Below are 26,304 nucleotides of genomic sequence, written 5' to 3' on the forward strand. Positions count from 1 at the left end.
AGGATACCGGGCACCCCCGACCGTCCGGCCGCCGGAGCGTCAGGCCTCGGCGGTGACCTCGGCCGGCGCGGCTGGGGAGGAGCGGCGCTCGCGCATCTGCCGCAGACGGCGGGGCGCCTCCGCGCGGGCGCGCCGGGCGAGCGCGATCCCCTCGCGCCAGGTGGCGTCGCGGATGAAGAGGAAGTCGAGCGCGATCATCGCGAGGGAGAAGGGCCAGAGGCCGAGCAGGATCCCGATCATCACGTGCATCCCCGTGATGACCACGAGCGCGACGACGCGGGTCGGCCGCCACAGGACGAGCAGCGGGAACAGGCCCTGGAACGCGACCGCGACGAAGCTCGCCAGCATCACGCCGACGCTCGCCTGGGCGAGCAGGTCGCTCAGCCACGGCCACGGCCGGTAGCCCTCGATGACCAGCGAGTAGTAGGTGGCGGATCCGTCGCGCCACTCCGGACCCTGCAGCTTGAGGATCGCGGAGTTCACGTACACGAGCATGATCTGGTACCCGCAGAGCACCAGGGCGGTGTTGTGCAGGAGCACGCGCACGAGCCGCGGGATCCGGTCGACGAGCGTCCGCGCCGCCTCGACGTGCCGCCCGGGCCGCCGACGCACGATCCCGGCCTCGGCCGCCTCGCGCTCGCGCCGCCGCCGGACCGCGTCGAGCGACAGGTGCCGGGACAGGTCGGCGAAGAGCACGAAGAAGAGGGTGAGGCGCAGGACGGTGTCGCCGCCGTTCGTGAGCAGCGTGCTGTTGGTCGACAGGCCGATCCAGGAGAGGAGGAGGAACGGCGTCACGATGCGCGTGCGCCAGCCGAGCGTGAACAGCGCGGCGAGCACCACGAGCACGAGGTACGCCAGGTCGAAGAGCGTGGCGTCGGTCTTCGAGAAGAGGCCCGTGAAGATCGGGAGCCAGCCGCGGCGGGTCGCCTCGGGGTCGATGAACCGGGATCCGACGCCCCACAGGTAGTGGCGGTCGGCGAAGCAGGTGACGAGCACCAGGAGGATCACGGCGCCGAGGGTGATGCGGAGCGCGGCGAAGCTGAAGGTGGCGTGCTCCCGCTCGGTCATCCAGGTCGCGAATCGCCGGGGCCAGCCGCGCGGGTCCCGGAGCGCCGTGAGCAGCTCGCGGTCCTGCAGCAGCCGGCGGACGCGGGCGGCGCGCGCGGAGGGGATGGGGCGGGCGGTCCGGGGGCGCCCCGCCCAGGATCCCGCGGCCGCGGTCCTCGGCGTCGACGTGGTCTCGTGCGTCCTCGCGCTCATCGTGCGTACCTCTCCACGATCCCCTGGTAGACGCTCAGCGCCTGGGGGTCGATCACGTCGTCGGCCTCGCGCCACCCGAAGGTGCGCGTGGAGGGGGCGAACTGCTGCTGGTCGTCGGACCGGTGGGCGAAGTCGTTGGGCCGCTCGGTCGCGACGCGCCAGCGCACGCGCTCGATGTCGCGGCCGAACCAGGCCGTGGCCCAGTAGGTCGTGAACTCCTTGAGCACGTAGTCCGCGCGGAGCATCGTGATGACGCGGCCGCGGCTGCCCTCGTCGAGCGCCTGGAGCTGGTCGATGAGGGAGACGGCCGTCTTGGCCGCGAACCCCGAGTCGGTGTCGGCGCGGCGGATGAAGGTGTCCTGCACGATCGCCTGCTGCTCGGGCGTGAGGCCCCGGAACCGCTCCGTGTAGGTCTTGAGCAGGTTCGCGCTCTGCTTCACGGTGCGCGAGCCCTGGATCCGGCCCTCCCCCGCCTCGTACTCGGCGCGGGTGATGTCGACCCACTCGCTCTTCACGAGCGCGCCCGAGCCGTCGCGCCACTGGGCCTGCATCTGGAGGTAGCGGTTGGTCTTCTGGATCGACGGGGCGAAGACGTTCCACTGCTGGCTGAAGTAGGGGCGCGCGGCGGCGGTGAGGGCGCGGGTCGCGTCGCCCTGCGGGACGACCATGAGGATCGAGGTCGCCACGTAGATCACGACGACGAGGGCCGCGATGGCGCTGCCGATGCGGGCGCCGCGCGTGAGACCGGTGGTGGCGGGGCTCGTGGGCGCGGGATCCGCGGGCGGCGGGGAGGAGGACGCGGCGTCGGCGTCGTGGTCCACGTCGGGATCGTGGTGGGTCGTGTCGGTCATCGTGCGCCGTCCCCCTCGTGCGTCGGGTGGGTCCTCGTGGTGCGGGTCGTGAGTCCGTGCGGGTGGTGCTGTGGTGCTGTCGTGCCCGGGAGCGGGTCCGGCGGGCGGCCCGGCTCTCGCCGGACCGCCCGCCCTCCTCGCGCTCAGCTCGAGCGGATCACGCCCGTCGGCTGCGGCCGCGGTGCAGGGCACCGGCGCCGGTCAGCATCATCAGGAGCGCGATGCCGCCGAGCAGCAGCATCCCGTCGGCGTCGCCGCCGGTGACCGGGAGGATCCCGCCGCCGTAGCCGCCGTTCCCACCGCCGATGGGCGCGCCGGGCTGTCCGGCCGGGACGGTGGATCCGAGGACCCGGAACTGCGTGATCATCTCGTCCGCCATGCCCGACTGTGAGCCGACCACGGTGACCGAGTGGTTCCCGAGCTCGAAGTCGGGGCCGACCTCGAAGGTGAACAGCGCGCGTCCGTCGGCATCCGCGACGAGGGGCGCCAGCGGCATCGGCGTGGAGTTCACCGTCGCGTTGAGCGTCTCACCGGGGATGAAGTTGACGGCGTCGACCATCTGCATCGCGCCGCTCCCGCGGACGATCTCCGTGAAGCGGACGACAGCCCGGGTGGGGGCGTCGGCGCCGTCGGTGGATCCGTCGGTCGCGTCGGCGGCGTCCGTGGCGTCAGCCGCGTCGGTGCCAGCGGCGTCGGTCGCATCCGTACCAGCAGCGTCCGTTGCGTCAGTTCCGGCAGCGTCCGTCGCGTCCGTGCCAGCGGCATCGGTTGCGTCCGTGCCAGCAGCATCCGTCGCGTCCGTACCAGCAGCATCCGTCGCATCCGTGCCAGCAGCATCCGTCGCATCCGTACCAGCAGCATCCGTCGCATCCGTACCAGCAGCATCCGTCGCATCCGTGCCAGCAGCATCCGTCGCATCCGTACCAGCAGCATCCGTCGCATCCGTGCCAGCAGCATCCGTCGCATCCGTACCAGCAGCATCCGTCGCATCCGTACCAGCAGCGTCAGTCGCATCGGTGCCAGCAGCATCCGTCGCATCGGTACCAGCAGCATCCGTCGCATCCGTACCTGCGGCATCGGTCGCGTCAGTGCCAGCAGCATCCGTCGCGTCAGTTCCGGCAGCGTCCGTCGCGTCGGTGCCAGCAGCATCCGTCGCGTCAGTGCCGGCAGCGTCCGTCGCGTCCGTACCAGCAGCATCCGTCGCATCGGTGCCAGCAGCATCCGTCGCATCGGTGCCAGCAGCATCCGTCGCATCCGTACCTGCGGCATCGGTCGCGTCAGTGCCAGCAGCATCCGTCGCGTCAGTTCCGGCAGCATCCGTCGCGTCCGTGCCAGCAGCATCCGTCGCGTCCGTACCAGCAGCATCCGTCGCGTCAGTGCCAGCAGCATCGGTCGCATCGGTGCCAGCAGCATCCGTCGCGTCAGTTCCGGCAGCGTCCGTCGCATCCGTACCAGCAGCGTCCGTCGCATCGGTGCCAGCGGCATCCGTCGCATCCGTACCAGCAGCGTCCGTCGCGTCCGTACCAGCAGCGTCCGTCGCGTCCGTACCAGCAGCGTCAGTCGCATCCGTACCAGCAGCGTCCGTCGCATCCGTACCAGCAGCGTCCGTCGCGTCCGTACCAGCAGCGTCCGTCGCGTCCGTACCAGCAGCGTCCGTCGCGTCCGTACCAGCAGCGTCCGTCGCGTCCGTACCAGCAGCGTCCGTCGCGTCCGTACCAGCAGCGTCCGTCGCGTCCGTACCAGCAGCGTCAGTCGCGTCCGTACCAGCGGCATCCGTCGCGTCGGTGCCAGCGGCATCGGTCGCATCCGTGCCAGCGGCGTCCGTCGCGTCAGTTCCGGCGGCGTCCGTCGCGTCAGCGCCGGCGGCGTCCGTCGCGTCAGCGCCAGCGGCATCCGTCGCGTCAGCACCAGCAGCATCCGTCGCGTCAGCGCCAGCGGCATCCGCAGCACCGTCGGCGTCGACCGCGTCAGCGTCCGTGCCGCCGTCCGCGTCCACGCCGCCGTCGACGTCCGTGCCGTCGCCGTCCACGTCGATCGCCGCCGTCTGGTCGGAGTCGGTGCCCTCCTCGCCGTCCACGCCGACGTCGAACTCCACCGTGTCATCGCCGGCAGGAGCGCCGCCGATGGTCTGCGTCGCGATCGCCTCGTAGGATCCGCGCTCCAGCCCGAAGAAGGTCACCGAGTAGTTGCCCTCGGCGTCCACCTCCGTGGTGATCGGGTCGAGCCCCACGATGGAGACCGTCACCGTCCCCAGCGGGTCGGCCGTGCCGGAGATCGGCACGTCCCGGGTAGTCCCGCCGTTGAGCGGGAACTCCTGGAAGTCGAACGGGGAGTCGATGACCACCGGCACGCCGACCGTGAAGGTCACGGTGTCGGTGCCGACGTCGACGCCGCCGATCGTCTGGGTGACGGTGCCCGTGTAGGTGCCCGAGGGCAGGGCGGGCGTCGCCAGCTCGAAGCCGCCGTCGTCGTCCACGTCGACGGGAGCCGTCGTCGTGCCGCCGACCGTGAGCGTCACGGTGGCGTCGGGGTCGGCCGTGCCCGTCACGGGGACCGTGGTGGTGGTGTCCCCGTCGGGCAGCGGGAAGAAGTCGCCGTCGTCCGGGGTCGCGATGACGACCTGGTCGACGCCGGCCACGGAGACGGTGAAGTCCGCCGAGTCCGAGCCCGCGGGGGCGTCGCCGATGGTCTGCGTCACCGTGACGGTGTAGCCCGCGGCGGTGAGCCCCGGGAACGTCGCCTCGAAGCGGCCGTCGTCTCCGACCACCTGCGTGACGGGCGTCTGGCCCGTCACCGCGATGAGCACGGAGGCGCGCGGGTCCGCGCTGCCGCTGACGGTCACGGGCACCGAGGTGCCGCCGACCGGGACCACGAAGTCCTGCCCGTCGGTCGGGGTGTCGATGACCGGGGCGACGGCGGGCGCGACGACCGAGAAGTCGACCGTCGCGGTCCCCGAGGGGATGCCGCCGATGGTCTGGGTCGCCGTCGCCGTGTAGTCGCCGACCGGGAGGTCGGCGAACAGCACGTCGTAGGTCCCGTCGTCACCCACGAGCTCGGTCCGCGGGTCCTGGCCGGGGATCGTCACCGTCACGCTGGCGCGCGGGTCGGCGGCGCCGGTCACGGGGACGTCGGCCGTCGGCACGGTGCCGGCGCTGAGGATCTGATCGCCGTCACGGGGTGCCGTGATGGTCACCTCGGCGGCGGGGGCGCCGACCGTGAAGGTCACCGTCTCCGTCCCGCGAGCCACGCCGTCGATGGTCTGGGTCGCGGTCGCGGTGTAGGTGCCGACCGGGAGGCCGGGGAACACCACGTCGTAGACGCCGTCCACGCCGACCGTCTCGGTCTGCGCCGTCTGGCCGGGGATCGTCACGGTGACCGAGGCGCGCGCGTCAGCCGTGCCCTCCACGGGCACGTCGACCGTCGGGTCCGCCGCGGTGGTCAGGAAGAGCTGGTTCGCGGAGGGCGTCGTGATCGTGATGCCGGCGGCCGTCGGGGCGACGGTGAAGGTCACCGAGTCGGAGCCCGCGGCCTGTCCGCCTATCGTCTGCGTGACGGTGGCGGTGTAGGTGCCGGCCGGGAGGGCCGGCGGCGTGAGCGTGAAGGCGCCACCGGGTCCGACCGGGTCCGGCCCGACCGTCTGGCCGCCGACGGTCAGCGTGACCTCGGCGTCGGGATCGGCGGTGCCGGTGACGGGGACGACGACGGTCGTCTGCCCTGCCGGCAGCTCGATCACCTGGCCGTCGGTCGGCGATGTGATGGTCACCTCGTCGGCGACGGGAGCCGGGACGGCGCGCACGGTCGAGCGGGCCAGGTCGATGGTCGGCCCGTCTCCGAGGAGCGTCACGCGCAGGGCGGTCACCGAGGAGGATCCCGCGTCGACGCCGTCCGCGTCGACGAAGGCGTCGGGCGTCTGCTCGTTGACCGTGAGGCGGACCACCTGGTCGACGACCGGGAACGCGGGGGCGAGCGCCGTGATCACGCCCGTGCTGACGCCGGTGAGCGCGGTGCCCACGGCCGGCAGCAGCGAGGTGTCGGCGTTGGCGCCGAGGAGCCCGGTGACGAGGTCGTCGAACAGCGGCGTGAGCAGCGCGAGGTTCACCGTCGCGTTCAGCGGCGGGAGGAGCGCGGTGCGGGCGAGGCTGACGGTGGGCGCCGTGCCGGTCGTGCCGCCGAGGAGGCGGTCGAGCGACAGGTTCACGTCCACGCCGAGCGTGCCCGCGTTCACGTTCGCGTTCAGCACCCGCGTCGTGAGCGGTGCGGTGACCGCCACGTTCACGGTGGTGGAGGCGCGGAGCGCGTCGACCAGGCGGTTCGGCAGCACGTCCGTGAAGATGTCCGTGATCGCCGAGTCGACGACGCTCGCGAGGAGCGCCGAGGTCAGGACCGAGGTGCCGGCGGCGCGGTCGTTCAGCGCCTGGATCCGGTCGAGGTCCACCGTGATGGTGCCGTCCGACACGTCGATGGAGACGGTGCCGTCCTCGCTCGTGAGGGGCTGCGCGAGCGCGGCCTGCACGACGGCAGCCGTGTTCACGTTCGCCGTCGCGGTCGCCGTGGGGGTCCCGACCTGGAGGGCCGAGGTCAGCACGTTCTCCCCGAGGATGCCCTGGAGGAGCGGCCCCGTGGCGGCCGAGACGTCCACCGAGCCGGCGATGCCGGGCGCGATGCCGGCCACCGCGGTGGTGAGCCGCGAGCTGATCTGCGCCACGAGCGGGCTGGTGAGCACGGCCTCGGCCGACGCGATGTCGTAGTCCGAGGTCGGCGTGCCGGTGCCCGTCGAGGTGACGGTGGAGGAGATGGCGCCGAAGCGCAGCGAGAGGTCGGAGAGGAGGTCGTCCGCGCCGATGGACGCGATGGTCGAGCCGAGGTCGATGACCGTCTGCTGCCCGCCGCCCTGGCCGACCGTGATGGCTCCGCTGTCCGACACGGCTCCGGCGGCGCCCGTGGCCCCGGTCGGCCCCGCGGACGCGTACTGCTGCAGCACGCCGGCCGCGGCCGCCTGGTCCAGGTCGAGGAGGGAGCCGAGCGTGACGCCGGCGGAGAGCTGCGCGTTCGCGAGCCCCCCGAGGACGCTCACGTCGAGCGGCGCGTTCTCGACCTGGGTGGTCGTGTCACCCGGTCCGTACGAGGCGTATGCGCCGTCGAGGGCGATCGCCTGCGGGAGGTTCGTCAAGGTCAGGAAGCGGCCTTCGGCCTCCGCCGTGTCCCCCGTCGCGGCGTTCGCGGGCGCGGTGCCCCCGAACGCGACGATCGCCGCGGCGAGCCCGAAGGCCGTCGCGGTCGCCAGCCTGCTTCTGCGGCTGGGCATGTGTAGTGCCATCTGCGTTCCCCTCGATTGCATGGCCGGCCGCGCTCGTGGACGCGGCCGTGCGTCACCGCGGGGCGGCCCCCACCACTCCCACGGTCGTCTGAGGCTCGCATCCGGCCGAGGGGCGGACAACACTGCGGGGCACTGGTCTGCGCGGGCGTGGACCACGCAGTCGCATCAGTGGGCATCCCAGTACCGCTACTGGTCCGGCGGCGCGGCACGACGACGCGAGGCCCGCGATCCGTGGGGATCGCGGGCCTCGTGGGCGTGCGGGAGGGGCCGGCCGGTTCAGCCCGCGGTGGCCGCCAGCGACTGCCGCGCGATCTCGAGCTCCTCGTCGGTGGGGATCACGAGCACCGCGACGGGCGACCCCTCGGGGCTCACGAAGCGCGCCTCGGAGCTGATCAGCTCGTTGCGGTCGTCGTCGATCCCGATGCCCATGAACTCGAGCCCGGCGAGCGAGCGGCGGCGCACGAGCGGGTTGTTCTCGCCGACGCCGGCGGTGAACACGACCGCGTCGACGCCGCCGAGCTGCGCCGCGTACGCGCCCACGTAGTGGCGGATCCGGTGGCGGTAGACCCCGAGCGCGGTCTGCGCGGCCTCGTCGCCGTCGGCCGCGGCGCGCTGCACGTCGCGCATGTCACCGAGCCCGGTGAGCCCGAGCAGGCCGCTCCTGCGGTTGAGCAGCGTCTCGAGTTCGTCGAGGCCGAGGTCGGTGTGGCGGGCGAGGTGGAACAGGATCGCGGGGTCGATGTCGCCGGAGCGGGTCCCCATCACGAGGCCCTCGAGCGGGGTGAGGCCCATGGACGTGTCGATGGAGCGCCCGCCCTGCACCGCGGCGGCCGACGCGCCGTTGCCGAGGTGCAGCACGATGATCCGCGTCTCCTCCAGCGGCTTCCCGAGCAGGCGCGCGGCGGCCTCCGAGACGAACTTGTGGCTCGTGCCGTGGAAGCCGTAGCGGCGGATGCGGTGCGCGGCCGCGAGCTCCCGGTCGATCGCGTACGTGTACGCCTCGGCCGGCAGCGTCTGGTGGAACGCGGTGTCGAAGACGGCGACGTGCGGCACGTCGGGGAACGCGGCCTGCGCGGCCTCGATCCCCTGCAGCGCGCCCGGGTTGTGCAGCGGCGCGAGCGCGGAGAGGTCGTCGATGTCGGCCTTCACCCGGTCGGTGACGACGGTCGGCTCGACGAACACGTCGCCGCCGTGCACGACGCGGTGGCCGACCGCGACGGGCGGCCCCTCCTCGAGCGACGGGCCGTGCTCGGCGAACGCGTCGAGCATCGCCTGGAAGCCGGCGGTGTGGTCGGCGATGGGCAGCTCGCGCTCCCACGAGTCGCCGCCCGCCCTGTGCCGGGTGGATCCGGTCGGCTCGCCGATGCGCTCCACGAGCCCGGACGCGAGCACGGACTCCGTGCCCATCTCGATGAGCTGGTACTTGAACGACGACGATCCGGAGTTGACGACGAGGACGACGGGCACGGGCGGGCTCCTGACGGGTGCGGCGGGTGGGGAAGGGACGACGGGACGGGCGGGCGCCTAGCCCGCGTCGATCCCCTCGGCCTGGATGGCGGTGATGGCGACGGTGTTGACGATGTCCTGCACGAGCGCGCCGCGCGAGAGGTCGTTGATGGGCTTGCGGAGCCCCTGCAGCACGGGCCCGATGGCGACCGCGCCGGCCGAGCGCTGCACGGCCTTGTAGGTGTTGTTGCCCGTGTTGAGGTCCGGGAAGATGAACACCGTCGCGCGGCCGGCGACCTGCGAGTCGGGCATCTTCGTGGCCGCGACCGCCGCGTCCGCCGCCGCGTCGTACTGGATGGGGCCCTCGACCGCGAGGTCCGGCCGCAGCTCCCGCACGCGCGCCGTGGCCTGGCGCACCTTCTCCACGTCGGCCCCGGCGCCCGACTCCCCCGTCGAGTACGACAGCATCGCGATGCGCGGCTCGATGCCGAACTGCGCCGCGGTCTCCGCCGAGGAGATGGCGATGTCGGCGAGCTGGTCGGCCGTGGGATCCGGGTTCACGGCGCAGTCGCCGTAGACGAGCACGCGGTCGGCGAGCGCCATGAGGAAGACGGACGAGACGACCGAGACGCCGTCCGTGGTCTTGATGATCTCGAAGCCCGGCCGGATGGTGTGCGCCGTCGTGTGCGCGGCGCCCGAGACCATGCCGTCGGCGAGGCCGAGCTGCACCATCATCGTGCCGAAGTAGGACACGTCGGTGACGGTCTCGCGCGCGATGTCGAGCACCATCCCCTTGTGGGCCCGCAAGCGCACGTACTCCTCGGCGAAGCGCTCGCGGAGCACCGCGTCGAACGGGCTGAGCACGGTCGCGCGGCCGATGTCGATGCCGAGGCCGATGGCGCGCGAGCGCACCTCGATCTCCTCGCCGAGGATCGTGACGTCGGCGATGCCGCGGCTGAGGATCGTGCCGGCGGCGCGCAGCACGCGGTCGTCGGTGCCCTCGGGCAGCACGATGCGCTTGCCGGCCTTCCGCGCGCGCTCGATGAGGCCGAACTCGAACATGAGCGGCGTGACCACGTCGGAGCGGCTGACGTCGAGGAGCTCCAGCAGCCGGGACGTGTCGACGTGCTGCTCGAACGCGGCGAGCGCGATGTCCATCTTGCGGGCCGACTCGGGCGAGAGCCGGCCGCGCGTCTGCGTGATGCGCTTCGCGGTCTCGTAGGTGCCGAGCTGGGTGGAGATGATCGGCAGGGTCTGGTCGAGCCCGGCGATGAGCGTCTCGATGGTGGGCGACAGCGCGAAGCCGCCGTTGAGCACGATGCCCGCGACCGTGGGGAAGGTCTCGGAGGCGTGGGCCGTCAGGACGCCGAGGAGGACCTCGCTGCGGTCGCCGGGGATCACGACGATGGCGCCCTCGGTGAGGCGCGCGAGGACGTTCTCCATCGACATCGCGGAGACGACCACGCCGAGCGCCTCGCGGCTGAGGAGCGCCGCGTCGCCCTTGACGAGCGTGCCGTCGACCGCGTCGAGCAGCTCGGCGACGGTGGGGGCGACGAGAAACGCGTCCTCCGGGATCGCCCAGACGGGCACGTGGGGCGCCTTGGCCTGGAGCGAAGCGGGGACGGCGGCGGGGATCGCGGCCGTGATGGCGTCCAGCTGCTCGGGGTCGGCGCGGTTCACGACGACGCCGAGGAGGCCCGCGTGGGCGGTGACGAGCTCGGGGACGGCGAGGTCGGCGATCTGGCGCATCTCGTCGGGGCTGCGGCCGCCGGTCTCGTCGGAGCGGCGGCCCGTGAGCACGAGGAGCACGGGGGCGCCCAGGTTCGCGGCGATGCGCGCGTTGAAGGACAGCTCGGTCGGGCTGCCGACGTCCGTGTAGTCGCTGCCCACGATGACGACCGCGTCGCACTTCGCCTCGACGGCCTTGTAGCGCTCGACGATGCGCGAGAGCGCGGCCTCGGGATCCGCGTGCACGTCGTCGTAGGTGACGCCCACGCACTCGTCGTAGTCGAGCTCGACGCCGTCGTGCGACAGCAGCGCCTCGAGCACGTAGTCGCGCTCGACGATGGACCGGGCGATGGGCCGGAACACGCCCACGCGCTGGATCTGGTGAGTGAGGGTGTCGAGCACGCCCAGCGCGACCGTCGACTTGCCCGAGTGCCCTTCGGCGGACGTGATGTAGATGCTCCGAGCCATGCCCGCAAGCCTATGGGCGTCGCCTGCATGGCGGCCGGATCCCCCCTGGACGGCGCGGGGCCGGTGGGCCACCCGAGCCGCGCGTTAAAAGGAGAAGACCCCTCGCGCACCTGCCAGAGCCCGGCTGCCCTTGCTGCGTCTCCGCCCTGGGGGAGTTCACCTGGATGGCACCACGCGAGGAGCCGACACCGAGTGTACCCGACGGCGGGAGCCCGGCGGTCGGCCCGGGCCCGCCCAGGAGCCGGTCACGAACCGCGCGTACCGTGGAGCCCATGCGCATAGTCATCGCCGGAGGACACGGCCAGATCGCCCGACAGCTCGAACGACGCCTCGCCGACCAGGGTCACCAGCCCGTCGGCATCGTCCGCAACCCGGACCACGCGTCCGACCTCGCCGACGCGGGCGCCGAGGCGCTCGTGCTCGACCTCGAGAAGAGCGACGTGGATCAGGTCGCCGCGGCGCTCGAGGGCGCCGACGCCGTGGTCTTCGCCGCGGGCGGCGGTCCCGACTCGGGCCCCGAGCGCAAGCTCACCATCGACCGCGACGGCGCCATCCTGCTGGCCGACGCGGCGGAGAAGGCGGGCGTCAGCCGCTACGTCATGATCTCGGCCATGGCCGTCGACGGCTTCGACCCCGACAGCGACGACACCTACGAGATCTACCAGCGCGCCAAGTCCGAGGCGGACGCCGACCTGCGCGCCCGGGACATCGACTGGACCATCGTGCGTCCCGGCGGCCTCACCGACGACCCCGGCACCGGCCGGATCCAGGTGAGCACGTCCACGGGCCGCGGCACCATCCCGCGCGCCGACGTCGCCGAGATCGTGGCGACCGCGCTCATCGACGGCACGGGCGTCCGCGTCCAGTTCGAGGCGATCTCGGGCGAGGAGCCCGTCGCCGAGGCCATCGCGGGTCTGCGCTACTAGCGGCACCCGCACGACGCGCGAGCCGCGCGCATCCGGATGACGGTCCCCTCCTCCCCGGAGGGGGCCGTCATCCGCTTCCGGGCTGCTGAGGCACCCGGGTCGTGCCGCGGACGACGTGTCGGGCCGACGGCACCCGAAGCCGTCGTCCTCCCGTGCATCGCCCGCATGGTGCGCCGGAGCGCACCGTCCGGAGCATCCCCATGCCCGGACATGAAGGACACGCTAGGAGCGTCCGATCGTGTCCCCCACAGTGCCGACTACTTATTTCCGCGGCGCATCCGATCAGTAAACGTCGATGCGCCTTCTCGGATCCCCGCATTCCGCGCAAGATGGAGGCACACGGACCGCGCAGCCTCGGGGGATGCGGCGCGGACCACAGCTTTCCGCGACGGGGGTCACATGAAGCAGATGACGCACACCTACCTGCGGTCGAGCGCGCGCGTCGAGGGCCCGGCTCCCGGCCGAGGCGGACGCGCGCGCGACCTGGAGACGCTCGAGCGCTGGCTCGGCGCGGGCACGAGCGCCGTGGTCACCGGCACCGTCGGATCCGGCCGCAGCCACGTGGCCGGCCGCGTGGCGGACGCCCTCACGCGCAACGGCCTCACGGTCATCCGGGCCCACGCCTCCACGCCCGACCTCGCGGACGTCCTCCGCCGGGTCATCGACCAGGTCCCCGGGATCCGCTCCGCGCGCCCGATGCCCGCCGTGCGCCCGGTCGTGGTGATCGACGACGCCCACCTCATGCCGCCCGAGCTGCGCGCCGCCCTCGCGGACGCGCGCGCGAGCGAGCGGTGCACGCTGCTCGTGACCGTCGACGACGCGGGCGGCGACCCCCGCCAGCTCCGCGCGCGGGACCCCGAGCCCGGCGGGGACCAGGCCGTGCGCACGGCGCAGGCGGCCCACGAGATCCTCGGGCTCTGGCGCAACGGCTACGCCGAGCGGCTGGACCTCTCCCCGCTCGACCCGGCCGAGGTCGACGCGATGATCGACTCCATCGCGGGCCAGGTGGCGCTCGACCAGGCGACGCGGGTGCAGATCCAGCGGCGCAGCGCCGGCCGCCCGTTCCTCGTGCGCGAGCTGACCTTCGAGGCGCTGGAGGCGGACGGCACCGACCGGACCGTCACGGGCTACGCCTTCCCCAGCCCGCACGCGCCGCGCGCCCGGATCCTCGACCTCGTGTCCTCGCGCGTGTCGATGCTCGGCGACGACGAGCGGAGCACGCTCGTGCTCCTGGCCCGGCTCGACGGCGTGCCGTACCAACGTGCGGCCCGCCTGTTCGGCGAGACGATCCTGCGCGTGCTCGGCGCGCGCGGCCTCGCGCGCGTGCAGGGCCAGGGCGACCGGATCCTCCGCGCCGACCTGCTCGAGGCCGAGGCCGCGCTCGCCCGCACCGACCCGGACGCCGTCGACGCCCTCACGCGCCGCGTCGTGGGGATGCTGCTGCAGGAGGCCGCGCACGGCGTGCCGCTCAGCCCCAAGGAGAGCCTGCTCATCGCGCGCACCCTCACCGACGACGGCCGCCGCGACGCCGTCCAGCGCTTCGGCGCGGATACCCTCGCGGGCGTGCACCTGGTCGCCGCGCGGCTGGCGAACGACGTCGGCATGACGCACGACGCGCTCGCCTTCGCGGCGATCGCCGGTCAGGGCGGCTCGCGGGGGTACGCGGCCTGCGAGACCGGACGCGCCCTGACCGTGCTCGGCAACCCGGCGCGCGCGATGGAGGCGCTGGAGGGGCTGGACGCGGCGGTCCTCACGCCGGCCGAGCGCGTCGAGGCGCTGCACTGGCGCGTCCTCTCGACGCACGCCGCGATGCCGGGGACCGACCGCGTCCGCCGGCTGCTCGACGGGATCGCGCGCGACGCGGACGCGGACCCGGACGAGCGCGCGCAGGCGGCCGTCATCGGCGCGAACATGTCGCTCGGCCTGATGCGCTGGGAGGCCGCCCTCGTCGCCGCCCGGGACGCGTCCGCCCTCGCGACCAGCCCGCTGGTGCAGCTCCGGGCGCAGCGCGCCGTCGTCCTCGCGCTCGGCCACCTCGGGCGCGGCGCCGAGCTCGGCGACGCCATCGACGAGGGGCTCGGGCTCGTCGCCCGCCGCGTCGACCGCCGCGGCACCTACGACGACATCCTCCTGGAGGAGGCGCGCCTCGAGCTGCTCTCGGCGAGCGCCTTCAGCCGCCGCCTCTGCCGTCTCGACCTCCCCGACCTCGAGCGCGAGCTGGACGCCTGGGTGGAGTCGGCGATCGCGCAGGACGCGCAGTGGTTCATCCCCGTCCTCGGCGCGATCACGGGCGGCGTCGCCCTCGACCTCGGCCGGCTCGACCGCGCGGAGGCCGAGCTGTCCCTCGCGGACGACCGGCTCATCGGCCCGGACATCGGCACGTGGCGGCTCTGGATCGGCATGCAGCGCGCCCGCGTGCTCGCGCTCCGCGGCCGCGCCGAGGAGGCCGAGCGCATCGCGACCGAGATCGCGCACCGCGCCGACCCGCGCTACCCCTACCAGCGCATGCTCGCCGAGGGCGTGCGCGTGGAGATCCTGGCGTCCCGCGGACGGCCGGAGGAGGCGGCGACGCTCCTGCTCGACGTGGGCGACCTCAGCGGCGACGCGCACGCGCTGCGGGCCGGCATGCTGTTCCGCGCGTGGATGCTCGGATCCACGGACGCCCGCCTCGTCCCGGGCGCCCGCCTGGTCCGCGAGCGCACCGACGTGCCGGCGCTGCACGGCATGGCCGAGGTCGTGGAGGGATCCCGTACGGGCGACGCCGCGCTCGTCGCCCAGGGCGTCCGCACGCTCGAGGAGTCGGGCCTGCACCAGCAGGCGCGCACCGCCTGCGAGGACCTCCTCCGGATGCTCGCGGGCACCGAGCCCGGACCCGCCCTCACGGAGGCGCGGGCGGCGCTCGCGCGGATCCAGGCCCGCATCGACCGCGGCGCGCCCGCGGCCGAGCAGGCCACGGTCACGCCCGTGCTCGACGTGAGCATGCTGACCCGTCGGGAGCTCGAGATCGGCGTGCTGGCGGCGCAGGGGCTGAGCAACAGGGAGATCGCCGGCCGCCTGTTCCTGTCCGTCCGCACGGTCGAGTCGCACCTCTACCAGGCGCGCGCGAAGCTCGGCGCGCCCTCGCGTCGGGCCCTCGCGGGGCTGCTCGACACCCCGGGTGCATCGAGCCTCGTCGCGGGCAGGTAGTATCGACGGGTGCCGCCGCGTTCCTGACGCCGCGGCACGCGTCATGGAGGATTCGCCTAGTGGCCTATGGCGCACGCTTGGAAAGCGTGTTGGGTGAAAGCCCTCAGGGGTTCGAATCCCCTATCCTCCGCCAGTCGCACGAGAGCCCCGACGGACCCCGGTCCGGCGGGGCTCTCCTCGTCCCCGGTCCCGCATCCCCGCGATCCGGGCCCTCCGTGCCGCACCCCGTGCCCCCGTCGGAGGTCGTGCCCTTGTACCCCGGCCGTCTCCGCATGTCCCCCATAGAGCCCCTGCACACCGGCGCGGCTCCCACCTAGGCTGGACCGGTCGTCGCGCCCGCACCCGCGGGCGCCGCCCGCCCGGACACGCGCGGCGCGACGGACGACGGCGGACGCGAGGACGGCCTCGGACCACGACCGGAGGCGACGTGCAGCACGACGACGACGCGTCCCCCGACCACGCGAGCACCACCATCCGGCCCCGCTCGGCCCTCCTGCGGCAGCTCGCCCTCGCGACGCTCGCGCTCGTCGTCCCGCTGGGCGCGGCGCTCCTGGTGCTCGCCATCCCCACGGGCAACGCGGCGGCCGTGATCGTCGGCGTCGTCGTCGTGGCGCTGCTCGGCGCCCTGCTCGCCGGGCTCTACCTCACCTCCTACGTGCGCATCACGCACGCGACGGGCGACGTCGAGTCCCGCTTCCTCGGGCGTCGCACGCGCGTCCGTCGCGGGGCCGTCCACGACCTGCTGGTGGTGCACGTCTACCAGGGCCTCACGCTCGACACGCAGCCGCGCCTGTTCGTCATGGACGCCGACGGCCGGCTCCTCCTCCGCCTCAGCGGCCACGTCTACGACCTCTGGACCATGCGCTCGATGGCGGCGGACCTCGACCTCCCGCTGACGGAGCAGGCGCGCGTGCTCACGATGGCGGAGCTGCGGGGGGCCCGCCGCGGGGTCCTGCCCTGGTACGAGCGGTCGCGCGTCGCGCTGGCCGGGGCGCTCGTCCTCCTCGGCGTCGCCGTGATAGGCGCGGTCGTCGGGATCATGGCGCTCACGGGCGTGCCCGTGTCGATCCGGCTGTGACGGACGCGGCCGCGGCCGCGGGGCTCGGGCCCCTCCTCGCGCGCTGGCGGCTGGATCCGGACGGCTCGGCCGTCCGCACCGCGAGCAGCGTGCTCGCCCCGGTCCGCCGCGACGGCGCGCGCCTGATGCTCAAGGTGCCGCTCGTGGAGGAGGAGCGGCGCGGCGGGCGCCTGATGGCCGCGTGGGCCGGCCGCGGGGCCGCGCCCGTGCTCGCGTCTGGCGCCGACGGCACCGTGCTCATCGCGCGCGCGGACGACCCGGGGATCCTCGTGCGGGAGGCGTCCGCGGACGGGCCCGACGCGGACGCGCGCGACGACCGGGCCACCCGGATCCTCGCCCGGGTGGCCGCGCGGGTGCACCGCGTCCCGCGGGAGGCGCCGGTCGTCGCCGAGGTCGTGCCCCTCGCCGTCTGGTTCCGCGAGCTCGTCGAGCCCGCGCGGCCGCTCCCCCGCGCGCTCGACCGCGGCGCCGCGGTCGCCCGCGAGCTGCTCGCCGGATCCGGATCCGCCGCGGTGCTGCACGGCGACGTCCACCACGGCAACGTCCTGCGCTTCGGCGGCGGAGACGGACGCGGCGACGACGACGACTGGCGCGCGATCGACCCGAAGGGCCTCGTGGGCGACCCGGGCTTCGACACGGCGAACGTCCTGGCCAACCCCACCCCCGCGATCGCCCTGCGCCCCGGACGCCTGGCGCGACGCGCGCGCGTGATCGCCGAGGAGACGGGCGCCGACCTCGACGCCGTGCTCGCGTGGGCGGAGGCGTGGTGCGCGCTCTCCGCGGCGTGGGACGCGGACGACGCCGCGAGCCGCGCCAGGGTCGAGGTTCTCGGGCGGCTCGGCACCGCCGCGCGCGACGCCCGCCCGGGCCTCGGACGCCCCCTCTAGCCGGCCCGCTCCGGCGCCCGCTCCCGGGATCCGCGCGGCGCGAGGTCCGACGCGCGCCCCGCGACCGCGCCCAGCGCGCGCTCGAGCGGCCCCCGCCCGACGATCCGGGTCCAGAGCAGGCAGAGCGCGACCGTCACGACGACGAACGCCAGGTACGCGCCGTCGTCCGCGATGAGGTCGCCCTCGGGCGCGAGGAGGTCGATCACGACGATGTGTACCGCGTACACCGTGAGAGCGAGCTGCCCCACGGCCTCGAACGGCACGAGCACGGCGGGCAGGAGCGCGGCGATGCGCAGGCACAGGCCGATCACGGCGATGGCGAACCCGCCGGATCCCACGACCTCGAACGGCGACCCCTCGTGCGGCGTCGTCGAGAGGATGTACTCCCAGCCCGGCGGCGGCGCGGGCACGGCCGCCTCCAGGAGCGCCGACCCGCCGTAGGCGAGCACGGCCAGCCCGGCGCCGACCGTCACGAGCAGCAGCTGCACGCGCGCGGATCCGAGCGCGAGCCGGCCGATCCCGAGGCCCGCGATCGCGAACGCCACCCAGGTGAGCGCCGGGTAGTGGCCGGTGACCACGAGGATCACGAACGGGTCCGGCCGCATGAGCGCGCCGTCGAAGTGGATGGCGAGCGCGGTCGTCACCAGCGGCAGCGCGACGGCGGCGACCGCAGCGAGCGCGAGCAGCCGGGACGCGCGCCAGCGCAGCAGCGGCAGCACGGCCACGAACAGCACGGCGTAGACCTCGAGGATCACCGCGACGTACGTCTGCAGCGACGCGAGCAGCCCGCCGAGGAGGAACAGGCACGCGGCGCGCACGAGGACCTTGAGCCGCGCCCGCGCGAGGTCGGTCCCGTCCGCCGGCCGCTCCCGCCCCGACATCAGCGCGATGGAGAGGCCCGCGAGCGTGGCGAAGAGGATGGAGGACCGGCCGTCGGTGATCGCGAGCCAGGACGCGGGATCATCGAGCTCGAGGGTGCGCTGCACGGCGACGTGCGCCGCCATCATCCCGAGGACCGCGAGGCCGCGCGCGGCGTCGACGCCCCGGAGGCGGGCCGGGTCGCGGGCGGGGCTCATGGCCTCACCCTACCCAGCGCTCTCCGGCGGTAGACCGGCGTCAGTTCGTGAGGGCCGGCACCGTCCGCGGCTGCACGATGAGCCACATCGAGAGGATCGACACGACCGCGCACGCGCCCATCACCGACGCCATGGGCACGCCCGAGGTGATGCCGAGGACGCCCACGATGGGCGAGATGGCGCCCGCGAGCCCGAAGTTCACGGCGCCCAGGAGGGAGGCCGCCGTGCCCGCCTCGTGCCCGTGGTTGACGAGCCCGAGGACCTGCACGCAGGGGAAGCCGAAGCCGCACGCGAGGATGAAGAAGAACAGCGGGATGAGCGTGCCCAGCAGGCCCGCGTCGGTGAAGGTGCCGAGCAGCACGATGAGGGCGCTCGAGACGAACTGGACGACGACGACGCCCGCGAGGATCCACTGGGGCCCCACCACCTTCGTCATGCGCGCGGCCACCTGGTTGCCGATCACGATGCCCAGCGAGTTGACGCCGAACAGGATCCCGAACTGCTGCGCGTCGAAGCCGTAGACGTCCTGGAACAGGAACGACGAGCTGGAGAGGTACGAGAAGAGCCCGGCGAACTGCATGCCGCCGATGATCGCGACGCCGACGAAGACGCGGTCGCGGAGCACGTTCCGGTAGCGGCGGAGGAGCGCCCCCTTCTCCTCGACCACGACGTCCTCGCGGGGCAGGGTCTCGACGATGAGGAAGACCACGGCGATCACGACGGCGATGCCGTAGGCCGCGAGCGCGTAGAAGACGCCCCGCCAGTCGACGATGCGGAGCAGCTGCGAGCCGATCACGGGGGCGAGGATCGGGGCGAGGCCGGTCACGAGCGCGAGGCGGGAGAGCATCCGGACGAGCGGCCGCCCGCCGAACAGGTCGCGCACCATCGCCATCGCGACGACCGCGCCGGCCGCGGCACCGGCGCCCTGGAGCACGCGGAAGACGAGCAGCATGCCGACGTCGGTCGACAGCGCGGCGCCGAGCGACGCGAGGATGTGCCCGCTGGACGCGACGATCAGCGGCAGACGACGCCCGACCCGGTCGCTCCAGGGACCGACCACGAGCTGGCCGAGCGCGAACCCGACGGTCGTGCCGGTCAGGGTGAGCTGGATCGCCGCGTCCGTGACGCCGAACTCGTCCTTGAGGACCGGGAAGGCCGGGAGGTAGAGGTCGATCGTGAACGGCCCGAGGCCGACGAGGGCGCCCAGCACGATGATGTAGACGATGCGCTCCCGGCGGGAGAGCGCGTCGCCGGGATGGAGGACGGCAGACGACACGGGGCGTTCCTTCGGCGGTGACGGGGGCGCGGGGCGCCGCGGGACGGGGACGGCCGGCGTGGACCGACTCGATGTCCAACGAGCGCGCCCTCGGCGTATTCCCAGCTGGAAGAATTTCGCGGGACGGGACGCGTCAGCCGCGGAGCGCCGCCACGACGCGCTCCACGTCGTCCTCGTCGTTCCAGACGTGGAAGGCGATGCGCGCACGGCCCGCGCGGCCCGACGCGACGATCCCGGCCGCCCCGAGCGACGCGAGGTCGGCGCCGTCCGCGTCCGGCCAGGTGACGATCGCCTGCCCGCGCGGCTCGATGCCGAGGCCGACGCTCACGAGGTCGCCGAGCTCGACGTTCCGCCGGTGCACCGCGTCGAGGTCGAGGCGCGCGAAGAGGGCGATGGCCGGGGCCGCGCCCACCCACGCGCCGAAGGCGGGCGACACGTCGAAGGCGCGCGCGTCCTCGGCGAGCGCCATCGCGGGCCCGTAGCAGGATGCCCACACGTCGGCGCCCGCGTACCAGTTCGCCTGCACGGGCACGAGGGTCCGGCGGTAGCGGTCGGACAGCGTGAGGAAGGCCGCGCCGCGCGGCGCGCAGAGCCACTTGTACGCGTGGCAGGCCGTGGCGTCGAAGAGGCCCGCGTCGATCGGCATGGCGCCCGCCGCCTGCGTGGTGTCGCACAGCGTGAAGGCGTCGTGGGTCCGCGCGGCCTCCCGGATCGCGGCGACGTCGGCGACCCGTCCGTCGGCGGACTGCACGAGCGAGAACGCGACCAGGTGCGTGCGCGGGCCGATCTCGGCCGCGAGCTCCTCGAGCGGCACGTGCCGCACGACGACGCCGCGCGCCTCCGCGACGACGAACGGGTAGGTGAGCGAGCTGAAGTCGCCCGTCACGCACAGCACCTCCGCGCCCGCGGGGACGGCGGCGGCCAGCACGCTCACGAAGGAGGCGGTCTGCGAGCCCACGGCGACGGATCCCACGGGCACGCCCACGAGCGACGCGTACGACGCGCGCACGCCCTCGACGACGCCGCCGTAGCCGTGCGCGGTGGATCCGCCGGCCGACCACGTCGTGAGGTCGGCCCGCAGGCGCTCGACCGTCGCGCGCGTGGGCAGGCCCATGGTGCAGGCGGAGAGGTACCCGGGCCCCGCCTCGAACAGGTCGCGCAGGTCGGCGGGCAGCGGCGCGGTCGTCATGCGTCCAGCGTGTCGAGGGCGGATCCATCGAGCAAGACCCCTCCCGGCATGCGTCCCATAAGCCCGCGTTATGCTCCGCGCATGACGGACGCTCCCCCGACCGCGCGCGACCTCGACTCGACCGCGCTCGCCGCGGTGCACGCCCTGGCCGTCCGCGGCTCGATCACCGCGGCCGCGGCGGCGCTCGGCATCAGCCAGCCGGCCCTGTCGCAGACCCTCAGGCGCCTCGAGGCGCGCATCGGCGTGCCCGTCACCGCGCGCGCCGGCCGGGGCGTCGTCCTCACGGAGGCCGGCCGCGTCCTCGCCCGGCACGCCGAGACCGTGGTGCACGCCATCGACCGGGCCGCCGACGAGCTCGACGACCTGCGCGGCCTCCGCGCCGGCACCGTCCGCGTGGCGGCGTTCCCGTCGGCGTCCTCCACGGTCGTGCCGCGGCTGCTCGGCGGCCTCGCGGCGGCGCATCCGGGCCTGGGGTTCGGGTACCTCGAGGCCGAGCCGCCCGAGGCCGTCGCGGCGGTCCGCGCGCGCGAGGCCGACGTCGCCGTGACCTTCGCCTACCCCGACGACCCCGACGATCCCGCCGCGCGCTCCCTCGACGGCCTGGAGTCCCGGCCGCTCTGGCGCGAGACGCTGTGGGCCGTGCTGCCGGAGGCGCGGGCGCTGCGGCACCGCGGCCCGCTCGCGCTCCATGACCTCGCCGACGACAGGTGGATCGCCGGCTGCGTCCGCTGCCGCCGCCACCTCGTGAGCGCGTGCGCCCGCAGCGGCTTCGCGCCGGCGACGTCCTTCGAGACGGACAACGCGGCGGCGGCCGTCGGCATGGTGCAGGCCGGGCTCGGGGTCGCGCTCCTGCCGTCCCTGGCGCTCGCGACCGCGCCCCTCCCCCGCGGCGTCGTCCGGCGCCGCGTCTCCGGCGTGGGCGAGCGCGTCGTCCACGTCGTGACGGCGCCGGGCGGATCCGCGTCGCCCGCAGTGCACGCCGCCGTCCAGGCGCTCGCGCGGCTGCGCGTGGGCGACTGGGAGCTCCGTCGGACATGAGCGCGATCGGCCCGCCCGCGGCCGGCGCGCGACCCGTCCCCGGCGGATTGTCGGAGGTGCTCCGTAATGTCTGAGGGGTCTGCCCGCGGGTCCGCCGCGGGCTCCCTGACGCGGAGGAACGAGAGCGCATGTCGGACGAGCACCGCGACGAGCTCCAGGACGAGGTCCAGGCCTCGGGCGGATCCACCGAGCGGCTGAACCGCCACCTGCAGCGCAGCCACTCGGAGCAGGCCAGGTACCTGTCCGCCTACTTCGGCTGGAGCCTGCACGGCGACGTCATCCGCTCGCACGGCACGACGGTGGCCATGTTCGTGGAGGACCTGGCCGACGCCATGGTCGCGCTGGGCTGGCTCGACGGCACCGGCATCATCTGGGCGGCCGTGCCGGTCGACGCCGACCGGGCCGTCGCGCAGGTGCGCCGCCACCAGATGGAGCAGGGCTGGATGCCGCCCGGCACGGAGTGATGACGCGGGCCTCCGTGCGGGCTGTGCGTGCGGCCCCCGGTCGCGCCGCCGCTAGATCTCGGGAGTAGCGTCCGAAGGGATCAGGCCGTCGGGGGACGCGTCTCGCAGACGGCCAGGAGGACACATGACGGACCACGCTGGAGCGCTGCTCGACCGCGACATGGGACTGCTGCTCGCCGCCGCGTCCCGAGCGGTGATCTCGCTCTACAGGCCGCTGTTGAAGCCCTACCACCTCACGCACCCGCAGTACCTCGTCATGCTCGCCCTGCACGACGAGGACCCGCGTAGGGCCGGCGACCTGAGCGACGCCGTGCAGCTCACGCCGGGCACGCTCTCCCCGCTCTTCAAGCGCCTCGAGCTCCTCGGCTACATCACGCGCCAGCGCGACCAGGCCGACGAGCGCCGCCTCCTCATCGCCCTCACCGATCGCGGGCGGCGCATCCTGCCGGACCTCCTGCGGGTCGCCGAGCAGGTCCACGAGGACGTCGTCCACCGCAGCGGCACCGACTCGAACGCGCAGGCGCGCCTGCGCAGCATGACCGAGCTGCTCCTCGACGCCTGAGCGCCGCGGCGGCCCGGGTCAGCGCGCCCCGTCGACCACGCGCTGCCAGAGCGTGTGGTCGCTCCACGCGCCGTCGATCCTGAGGTACGCCGGCGCGATCCCGATGGGGTCGAACCCGGCGCGCGTGAGCACCTGCTCGGATCCGCCGTTCCCCACCAGCGTCGACGCCTCCAGCCGGTGCAGCCCGGCGGCGCGCGCGATGCGGACGGCCTCGCGCGCCGCGGCGGTCGCGAGGCCAGCGCCCTGCCGCTCCCGGTCGATCCAGTAGCCGAGGCTCGCGCTCTGCGCGGCGCCGCGCTTCACCGCGAACAGGTCGCAGCGGCCGATTACGCGGTCGCCCTCGAGGATGAGGTACGGCAGGCCGGATCCGGCCGCGCGCTCGGCGACGCGGCCCGCGAGCTGCGCCCGCTGCCCCGCCGACGTGAAGAAGGCGTCCGTGCGCGCGGGCTCGAACGGGCGGAGGTGCTCCCGGTTGGCGCGGTAGGCGGCGGCGAGCGCGGCCGCGTCGGTGATCCGCGCGGGCCGCATCACGACGCCGTCGGCGAGCAGCGCGCGCTCGTCCGTGCCGGGCGGCGGCCCGCTCACGCCCCGGGGCGCACGTGGCGCTCGGGTCGCGCGTCCGCCGCGGGGATGGCGCGGTCGGCGATGAGCCGCGCGTACCAGAGCGCGCTGTCCTTCGGCGTCCGCTCCTGCGTGTCGTAGTCGACGTGCACGATGCCGAACCGCTTCGAGTACCCGAAGGCCCACTCGAAGTTGTCGAGCAGCGACCACACCTGGTATCCGCGGAGGTCCACGCCGCGCTCGATCGCGCGGTGCGCGGCGGCGAAGTGCCGCGACAGGTAGTCGATCCGCGCGGGGTCGTGCACCGCCCGCGCTCCGTCGTCGCCCACGGTCACCTCGTCGTCGAACGCGGCGCCGTTCTCCGTCACCATGAGCGGCAGGTCGGGGAACTCCTCGTGCAGCGACACGAGCAGGTCCTCGAGGCCCTGGGGCTCGATGTTCCAGCCCATCGCCGTATACGGGCCGGGCTGCTCGAGGAACTCGACGTCGTCGGTGCCGGGGAACGGGGTCGCGGCGACGTCGCCGTGGATGGCGGTGCCGCCGCCCGCCGACGAGCCGTCCCGCATGCGGACCCGGCTGGTGTTGTAGTAGTTGACGCCCAGCAGGTGCAGCGGCTGGCGGATGAGCTCGCCGTCCCCCGGGAGCACGAACGACCAGTCGGTGATCCGGGCGGTGTCCGCGATCACGTCGGCCGGGTACTCGCCGTGCAGCAGCGGGTCGAGGAACACCCGGTTGCCCACGCCGTCGACGCGGCGCACGGCCTCGGGGCCCGTGTCGCCCTCGCCGCGGATCACGTGCAGGTTCAGCGTGATGGAGAAGCGCGCGTCCGCCGGCACGACCTCCCGGAGCGCCCGGACCGCGAGCCCGTGCGCGAGGTTGAGGTGGTGCACCGCGCGGAACGAGTCCTCCGCGTCCGCGCGACCGGGTGCGTGCACGCCGGCCGCGTAGCCGAGGTACGCCGAGCACCACGGCTCGTTGAGCGTGGTCCAGGTGCCGATGCGGTCGCCGAGCGCCTCGCCCATGATCCGCGCGTAGTCGGCGAACGCGTACGCGGTCTCGCGGTTCGTCCAGCCGCCCTCGTCCTCGAGCGCCTGCGGGAGGTCCCAGTGGTAGAGCGTCGCGATGGGCGTGATCCCCCGCGCGACGAGCCCGTCCACCAGCCGCCCGTAGAACGCCAGGCCGTCGGCGTTCGCGGGGCCGCGCCCGGTCGGCTGGATGCGCGGCCACGCGATCGAGAAGCGGTACGCCTCGAGGCCGAGCGCCTGCATCAGGTCGAGGTCGGACTCGAGCCGGTGGTAGTGGTCGTCGGCGATGTCGCCCGTGTCCCCGCCGAGGACCTTCCCCGGCGCCCGGCTGAAGGTGTCCCAGATGGAGGGGCCGCGCCCGCCCTCGTCGACCGCGCCCTCGATCTGGTAGGCGGCGGTGGCGGATCCGAACAGGAAGCCGGGCGGGAACGCGAGCCCCTCGCCCTTATCATCCGTGGGATCCCCGGTGGTCCCGGCTGCGGCGTGCGATGCGTCGGTCATGGCGTTCGGGGACCTCTCCGTCGGGGTGGGCGGCCGCGCGACCCGCGCTCGCGCGCCCGGTCGGACATGGCCTCCCGCCATCCTGCCCGGGCCCCGGCGACGCGTCCAGCCGGCCGTCCGCGCGGCCGTGTCGACGTTGTGCCCCGGCCGCGCTCCGGTTAGGTTGTAGCTAGCAACAAATCACCGACGACGTTGACAGGAGACACCATGGCGCTCACCCCCACCCGCGAGGACAAGTTCTCGTTCGGACTCTGGACCATCGGATACACGGGGGCCGACCCCTTCGGCGGCCCCACCCGCTCCGACCTCGACGTGGTCGAGGGCGTGGAGCGCATCTCGGAGCTGGGCGCCTACGGCCTCACCTTCCACGACGACGACCTCTTCGCCTTCGGATCCACCGACGCCGAGCGCCAGACGCAGATCGACCGCCTCAAGGGCGCGCTCAGCGACACCGGCATCGTCGTCCCGATGGTGACCACCAACCTCTTCTCCGCGCCCGTCTTCAAGGACGGCGGCTTCACCAGCAACGACCGCGCCGTCCGCCGGTTCGCGATCCGCAAGGTGCTCCGCAACATCGACCTCGCCGCCGAGCTCGGCGCGCAGACGTTCGTGATGTGGGGCGGCCGCGAGGGCGCCGAGTACGACTCCGCCAAGGACGTCCGCGGCGCGCTCGAGCGCTACCGCGAGGCCGTCAACCTCCTCGGCGACTACGTCACCGACAAGGGCTACGACATCCGCTTCGCGATCGAGCCGAAGCCCAACGAGCCCCGCGGCGACATCCTGCTGCCGACCCTCGGCCACGCGCTCGCCTTCATCGAGACCCTCGAGCGCCCCGAGCTCGTCGGCGTGAACCCCGAGGTCGGCCACGAGCAGATGGCGGGCCTCAACTTCACCGCCGGCATCATGCAGGCGCTGTACCAGGGCAAGCTCTTCCACATCGACCTCAACGGCCAGCGCGGCATCAAGTACGACCAGGACCTCGTCTTCGGCCACGGCGACCTGCAGAACGCGTTCTCGCTCGTCGACCTGCTGGAGAACGGCGGCGTGGGCGGCGGCCGCTCCTACGACGGCCCCCGTCACTTCGACTACAAGCCCAGCCGCACCGAGGACATCACGGGCGTGTGGGACTCGGCCGCCGCGAACATGCGCATGTACCTGCTCCTCAAGGAGCGCGCGCAGGCGTTCCGCGCCGACCCCGAGGTCCAGGAGGCGCTCGCCGCCGCCAAGGTCCAGGAGATCTACACGCCGACGCTGAACGAGGGCGAGTCCTACGACGACATCCTCGCCGACCGCTCCTCGTACGAGGACTTCGACGCCCCGTCGTACTTCGACGCCAAGGGCTTCGGCTTCGTGCGCCTCAACCAGCTGGCGCTCGAGCACCTGATGGGCGCGCGCTCCTAGCGCTCCCCCGCAGCACCGGAGGGCCCGGCATCCACGTGGGTGCCGGGCCCTCCGTCGTCCCCGC

Annotated in this window: 18 protein-coding genes, 1 tRNA gene and 1 other RNA gene; 9 read left to right on the plus strand and 11 right to left on the minus strand. The window is 73.9% G+C overall.

Annotated features, from left to right (window positions below; translation table 11 throughout):
* Positions 1–39: 39 nt before the first annotated feature.
* From FGI33_RS08875 to ffs, 6 genes are all read right to left on the minus strand, one after another.
* Positions 40–1,260, minus strand: coding sequence for an HTTM domain-containing protein (locus FGI33_RS08875; RefSeq protein WP_119455964.1), 1,221 nt, complete (start codon positions 1,258–1,260; stop codon positions 40–42).
* Positions 1,257–2,111: a DUF5819 family protein gene (locus FGI33_RS08880; protein WP_119435586.1), complete on the minus strand. Its 855-nt coding sequence runs from the start codon at positions 2,109–2,111 to the stop codon at positions 1,257–1,259. Before FGI33_RS08880 ends, FGI33_RS08875 begins: the two co-directional genes overlap by 4 nt.
* 157 nt (positions 2,112–2,268) lie before the next feature.
* Positions 2,269–7,416, minus strand: a complete 5,148-nt coding sequence (locus FGI33_RS08885; protein WP_237581695.1) for a choice-of-anchor G family protein — start codon at positions 7,414–7,416, stop codon at positions 2,269–2,271.
* Between the two features lie 288 nt (positions 7,417–7,704).
* Positions 7,705–8,895 carry an acetate/propionate family kinase gene (locus FGI33_RS08890; protein ID WP_119434324.1) on the minus strand — a complete coding sequence of 397 codons (1,191 nt, stop codon included), beginning with the start codon at positions 8,893–8,895 and terminating at the stop codon, positions 7,705–7,707.
* Between the two features lie 57 nt (positions 8,896–8,952).
* The gene (pta, locus tag FGI33_RS08895) at positions 8,953–11,070 is read right to left on the minus strand and encodes a phosphate acetyltransferase (RefSeq protein ID WP_119434325.1); all 2,118 of its coding nucleotides are present in this window, start codon (positions 11,068–11,070) and stop codon (positions 8,953–8,955) included.
* 90 nt (positions 11,071–11,160) lie between these two features.
* An RNA gene (gene ffs / locus FGI33_RS08900) (signal recognition particle sRNA small type) lies at positions 11,161–11,257 on the minus strand.
* An 85-nt stretch (positions 11,258–11,342) separates the two neighbouring features.
* Between ffs and FGI33_RS08905 the strand changes: the two genes are divergently transcribed.
* From FGI33_RS08905 to FGI33_RS08925, 5 genes are all read left to right on the plus strand, one after another.
* On the plus strand, positions 11,343–11,996 hold the full coding sequence (locus FGI33_RS08905) for an SDR family oxidoreductase (protein WP_119434326.1): 654 nt from the start codon (positions 11,343–11,345) through the stop codon (positions 11,994–11,996).
* Between the two features lie 399 nt (positions 11,997–12,395).
* Positions 12,396–15,182 (plus strand): helix-turn-helix transcriptional regulator, encoded by a 2,787-nt coding sequence (locus FGI33_RS08910; RefSeq protein ID WP_237581696.1) that lies wholly within the window; start codon positions 12,396–12,398, stop codon positions 15,180–15,182.
* Between the two features lie 45 nt (positions 15,183–15,227).
* Positions 15,228–15,315: transfer RNA gene (locus FGI33_RS08915), tRNA-Ser, on the plus strand.
* A 294-nt stretch (positions 15,316–15,609) separates the two neighbouring features.
* On the plus strand, positions 15,610–16,260 hold the full coding sequence (locus FGI33_RS08920; RefSeq protein ID WP_119435488.1) for a hypothetical protein: 651 nt from the start codon (positions 15,610–15,612) through the stop codon (positions 16,258–16,260).
* Positions 16,257–17,147 (plus strand): aminoglycoside phosphotransferase family protein, encoded by an 891-nt coding sequence (locus FGI33_RS08925; RefSeq protein WP_237581699.1) that lies wholly within the window; start codon positions 16,257–16,259, stop codon positions 17,145–17,147. Before FGI33_RS08920 ends, FGI33_RS08925 begins: the two co-directional genes overlap by 4 nt.
* Here the strand turns inward: FGI33_RS08925 and FGI33_RS08930 are convergent.
* The 3 genes from FGI33_RS08930 to FGI33_RS08940 all read right to left on the minus strand — a co-directional run bounded on the left by FGI33_RS08930 (position 17,144) and on the right by FGI33_RS08940 (position 20,688).
* Entirely contained in the window at positions 17,144–18,223 is a 1,080-nt protein-coding gene (locus FGI33_RS08930; protein ID WP_119435217.1) for a heparan-alpha-glucosaminide N-acetyltransferase domain-containing protein, read from the minus strand. The two genes, FGI33_RS08925 and FGI33_RS08930, sit on opposite strands and share 4 nt — an antisense overlap.
* A gap of 40 nt (positions 18,224–18,263) precedes the next feature.
* Complete coding sequence (locus FGI33_RS08935; protein ID WP_119435216.1) at positions 18,264–19,499, minus strand: multidrug effflux MFS transporter; 1,236 nt, start codon at positions 19,497–19,499, stop codon at positions 18,264–18,266.
* Positions 19,500–19,632: 133 nt separating this feature from the next.
* Positions 19,633–20,688 carry an aminotransferase class V-fold PLP-dependent enzyme gene (locus tag FGI33_RS08940; RefSeq protein ID WP_119435215.1) on the minus strand — a complete coding sequence of 352 codons (1,056 nt, stop codon included), beginning with the start codon at positions 20,686–20,688 and terminating at the stop codon, positions 19,633–19,635.
* Positions 20,689–20,769: 81 nt separating this feature from the next.
* Here FGI33_RS08940 and FGI33_RS08945 point away from each other — a divergent pair, with 81 nt between their 5' ends.
* From FGI33_RS08945 to FGI33_RS08955, 3 genes are all read left to right on the plus strand, one after another.
* Entirely contained in the window at positions 20,770–21,726 is a 957-nt protein-coding gene (locus tag FGI33_RS08945) for a LysR family transcriptional regulator (RefSeq protein WP_237581701.1), read from the plus strand.
* Between the two features lie 128 nt (positions 21,727–21,854).
* Positions 21,855–22,190 (plus strand): hypothetical protein, encoded by a 336-nt coding sequence (locus FGI33_RS08950; protein WP_119435619.1) that lies wholly within the window; start codon positions 21,855–21,857, stop codon positions 22,188–22,190.
* A 124-nt stretch (positions 22,191–22,314) separates the two neighbouring features.
* A complete protein-coding gene (locus FGI33_RS08955; protein WP_119435618.1) occupies positions 22,315–22,752 on the plus strand; it encodes a MarR family winged helix-turn-helix transcriptional regulator in 438 nt (145 codons plus the stop codon).
* Between the two features lie 18 nt (positions 22,753–22,770).
* Here FGI33_RS08955 and FGI33_RS08960 read toward each other — a convergent pair whose 3' ends face one another.
* Positions 22,771–23,337, minus strand: a complete 567-nt coding sequence (locus FGI33_RS08960; RefSeq protein ID WP_237581703.1) for a GNAT family N-acetyltransferase — start codon at positions 23,335–23,337, stop codon at positions 22,771–22,773.
* Positions 23,334–24,839, minus strand: coding sequence for a GH1 family beta-glucosidase (locus FGI33_RS08965; RefSeq protein ID WP_237581705.1), 1,506 nt, complete (start codon positions 24,837–24,839; stop codon positions 23,334–23,336). The genes FGI33_RS08960 and FGI33_RS08965 overlap by 4 nt, the downstream gene beginning before the upstream one ends.
* Positions 24,840–25,046: 207 nt before the next feature.
* On the opposite strand from FGI33_RS08965, the gene xylA reads away from it, so the two are divergent.
* Positions 25,047–26,240 (plus strand): xylose isomerase, encoded by a 1,194-nt coding sequence (gene xylA / locus FGI33_RS08970; protein ID WP_012037567.1) that lies wholly within the window; start codon positions 25,047–25,049, stop codon positions 26,238–26,240.
* The last annotated feature ends 64 nt before the right edge of the window (positions 26,241–26,304 follow it).

The sequence above is a fragment of the Clavibacter phaseoli genome (assembly GCF_021922925.1).
Classification (GTDB): domain Bacteria; phylum Actinomycetota; class Actinomycetes; order Actinomycetales; family Microbacteriaceae; genus Clavibacter; species Clavibacter phaseoli.

Coding starts and splice junctions, on each gene's coding strand:
- FGI33_RS08930 (WP_119435217.1), bottom strand. CDS start 18,223: ATGAGCCCCGCCCGCGACCCGGCCCGCCTCCGGGGCGTCGACGCCGCG.
- FGI33_RS08880 (WP_119435586.1), bottom strand. CDS start 2,111: ATGACCGACACGACCCACCACGATCCCGACGTGGACCACGACGCCGAC.
- FGI33_RS08885 (WP_237581695.1), bottom strand. CDS start 7,416: ATGCCCAGCCGCAGAAGCAGGCTGGCGACCGCGACGGCCTTCGGGCTC.
- FGI33_RS08910 (WP_237581696.1), top strand. CDS start 12,396: ATGAAGCAGATGACGCACACCTACCTGCGGTCGAGCGCGCGCGTCGAG.
- xylA (WP_012037567.1), top strand. CDS start 25,047: ATGGCGCTCACCCCCACCCGCGAGGACAAGTTCTCGTTCGGACTCTGG.
- FGI33_RS08950 (WP_119435619.1), top strand. CDS start 21,855: ATGTCGGACGAGCACCGCGACGAGCTCCAGGACGAGGTCCAGGCCTCG.
- FGI33_RS08875 (WP_119455964.1), bottom strand. CDS start 1,260: ATGAGCGCGAGGACGCACGAGACCACGTCGACGCCGAGGACCGCGGCC.
- FGI33_RS08945 (WP_237581701.1), top strand. CDS start 20,770: ATGACGGACGCTCCCCCGACCGCGCGCGACCTCGACTCGACCGCGCTC.
- pta (WP_119434325.1), bottom strand. CDS start 11,070: ATGGCTCGGAGCATCTACATCACGTCCGCCGAAGGGCACTCGGGCAAG.
- FGI33_RS08955 (WP_119435618.1), top strand. CDS start 22,315: ATGACGGACCACGCTGGAGCGCTGCTCGACCGCGACATGGGACTGCTG.
- FGI33_RS08905 (WP_119434326.1), top strand. CDS start 11,343: ATGCGCATAGTCATCGCCGGAGGACACGGCCAGATCGCCCGACAGCTC.
- FGI33_RS08940 (WP_119435215.1), bottom strand. CDS start 20,688: ATGACGACCGCGCCGCTGCCCGCCGACCTGCGCGACCTGTTCGAGGCG.
- FGI33_RS08965 (WP_237581705.1), bottom strand. CDS start 24,839: ATGACCGACGCATCGCACGCCGCAGCCGGGACCACCGGGGATCCCACG.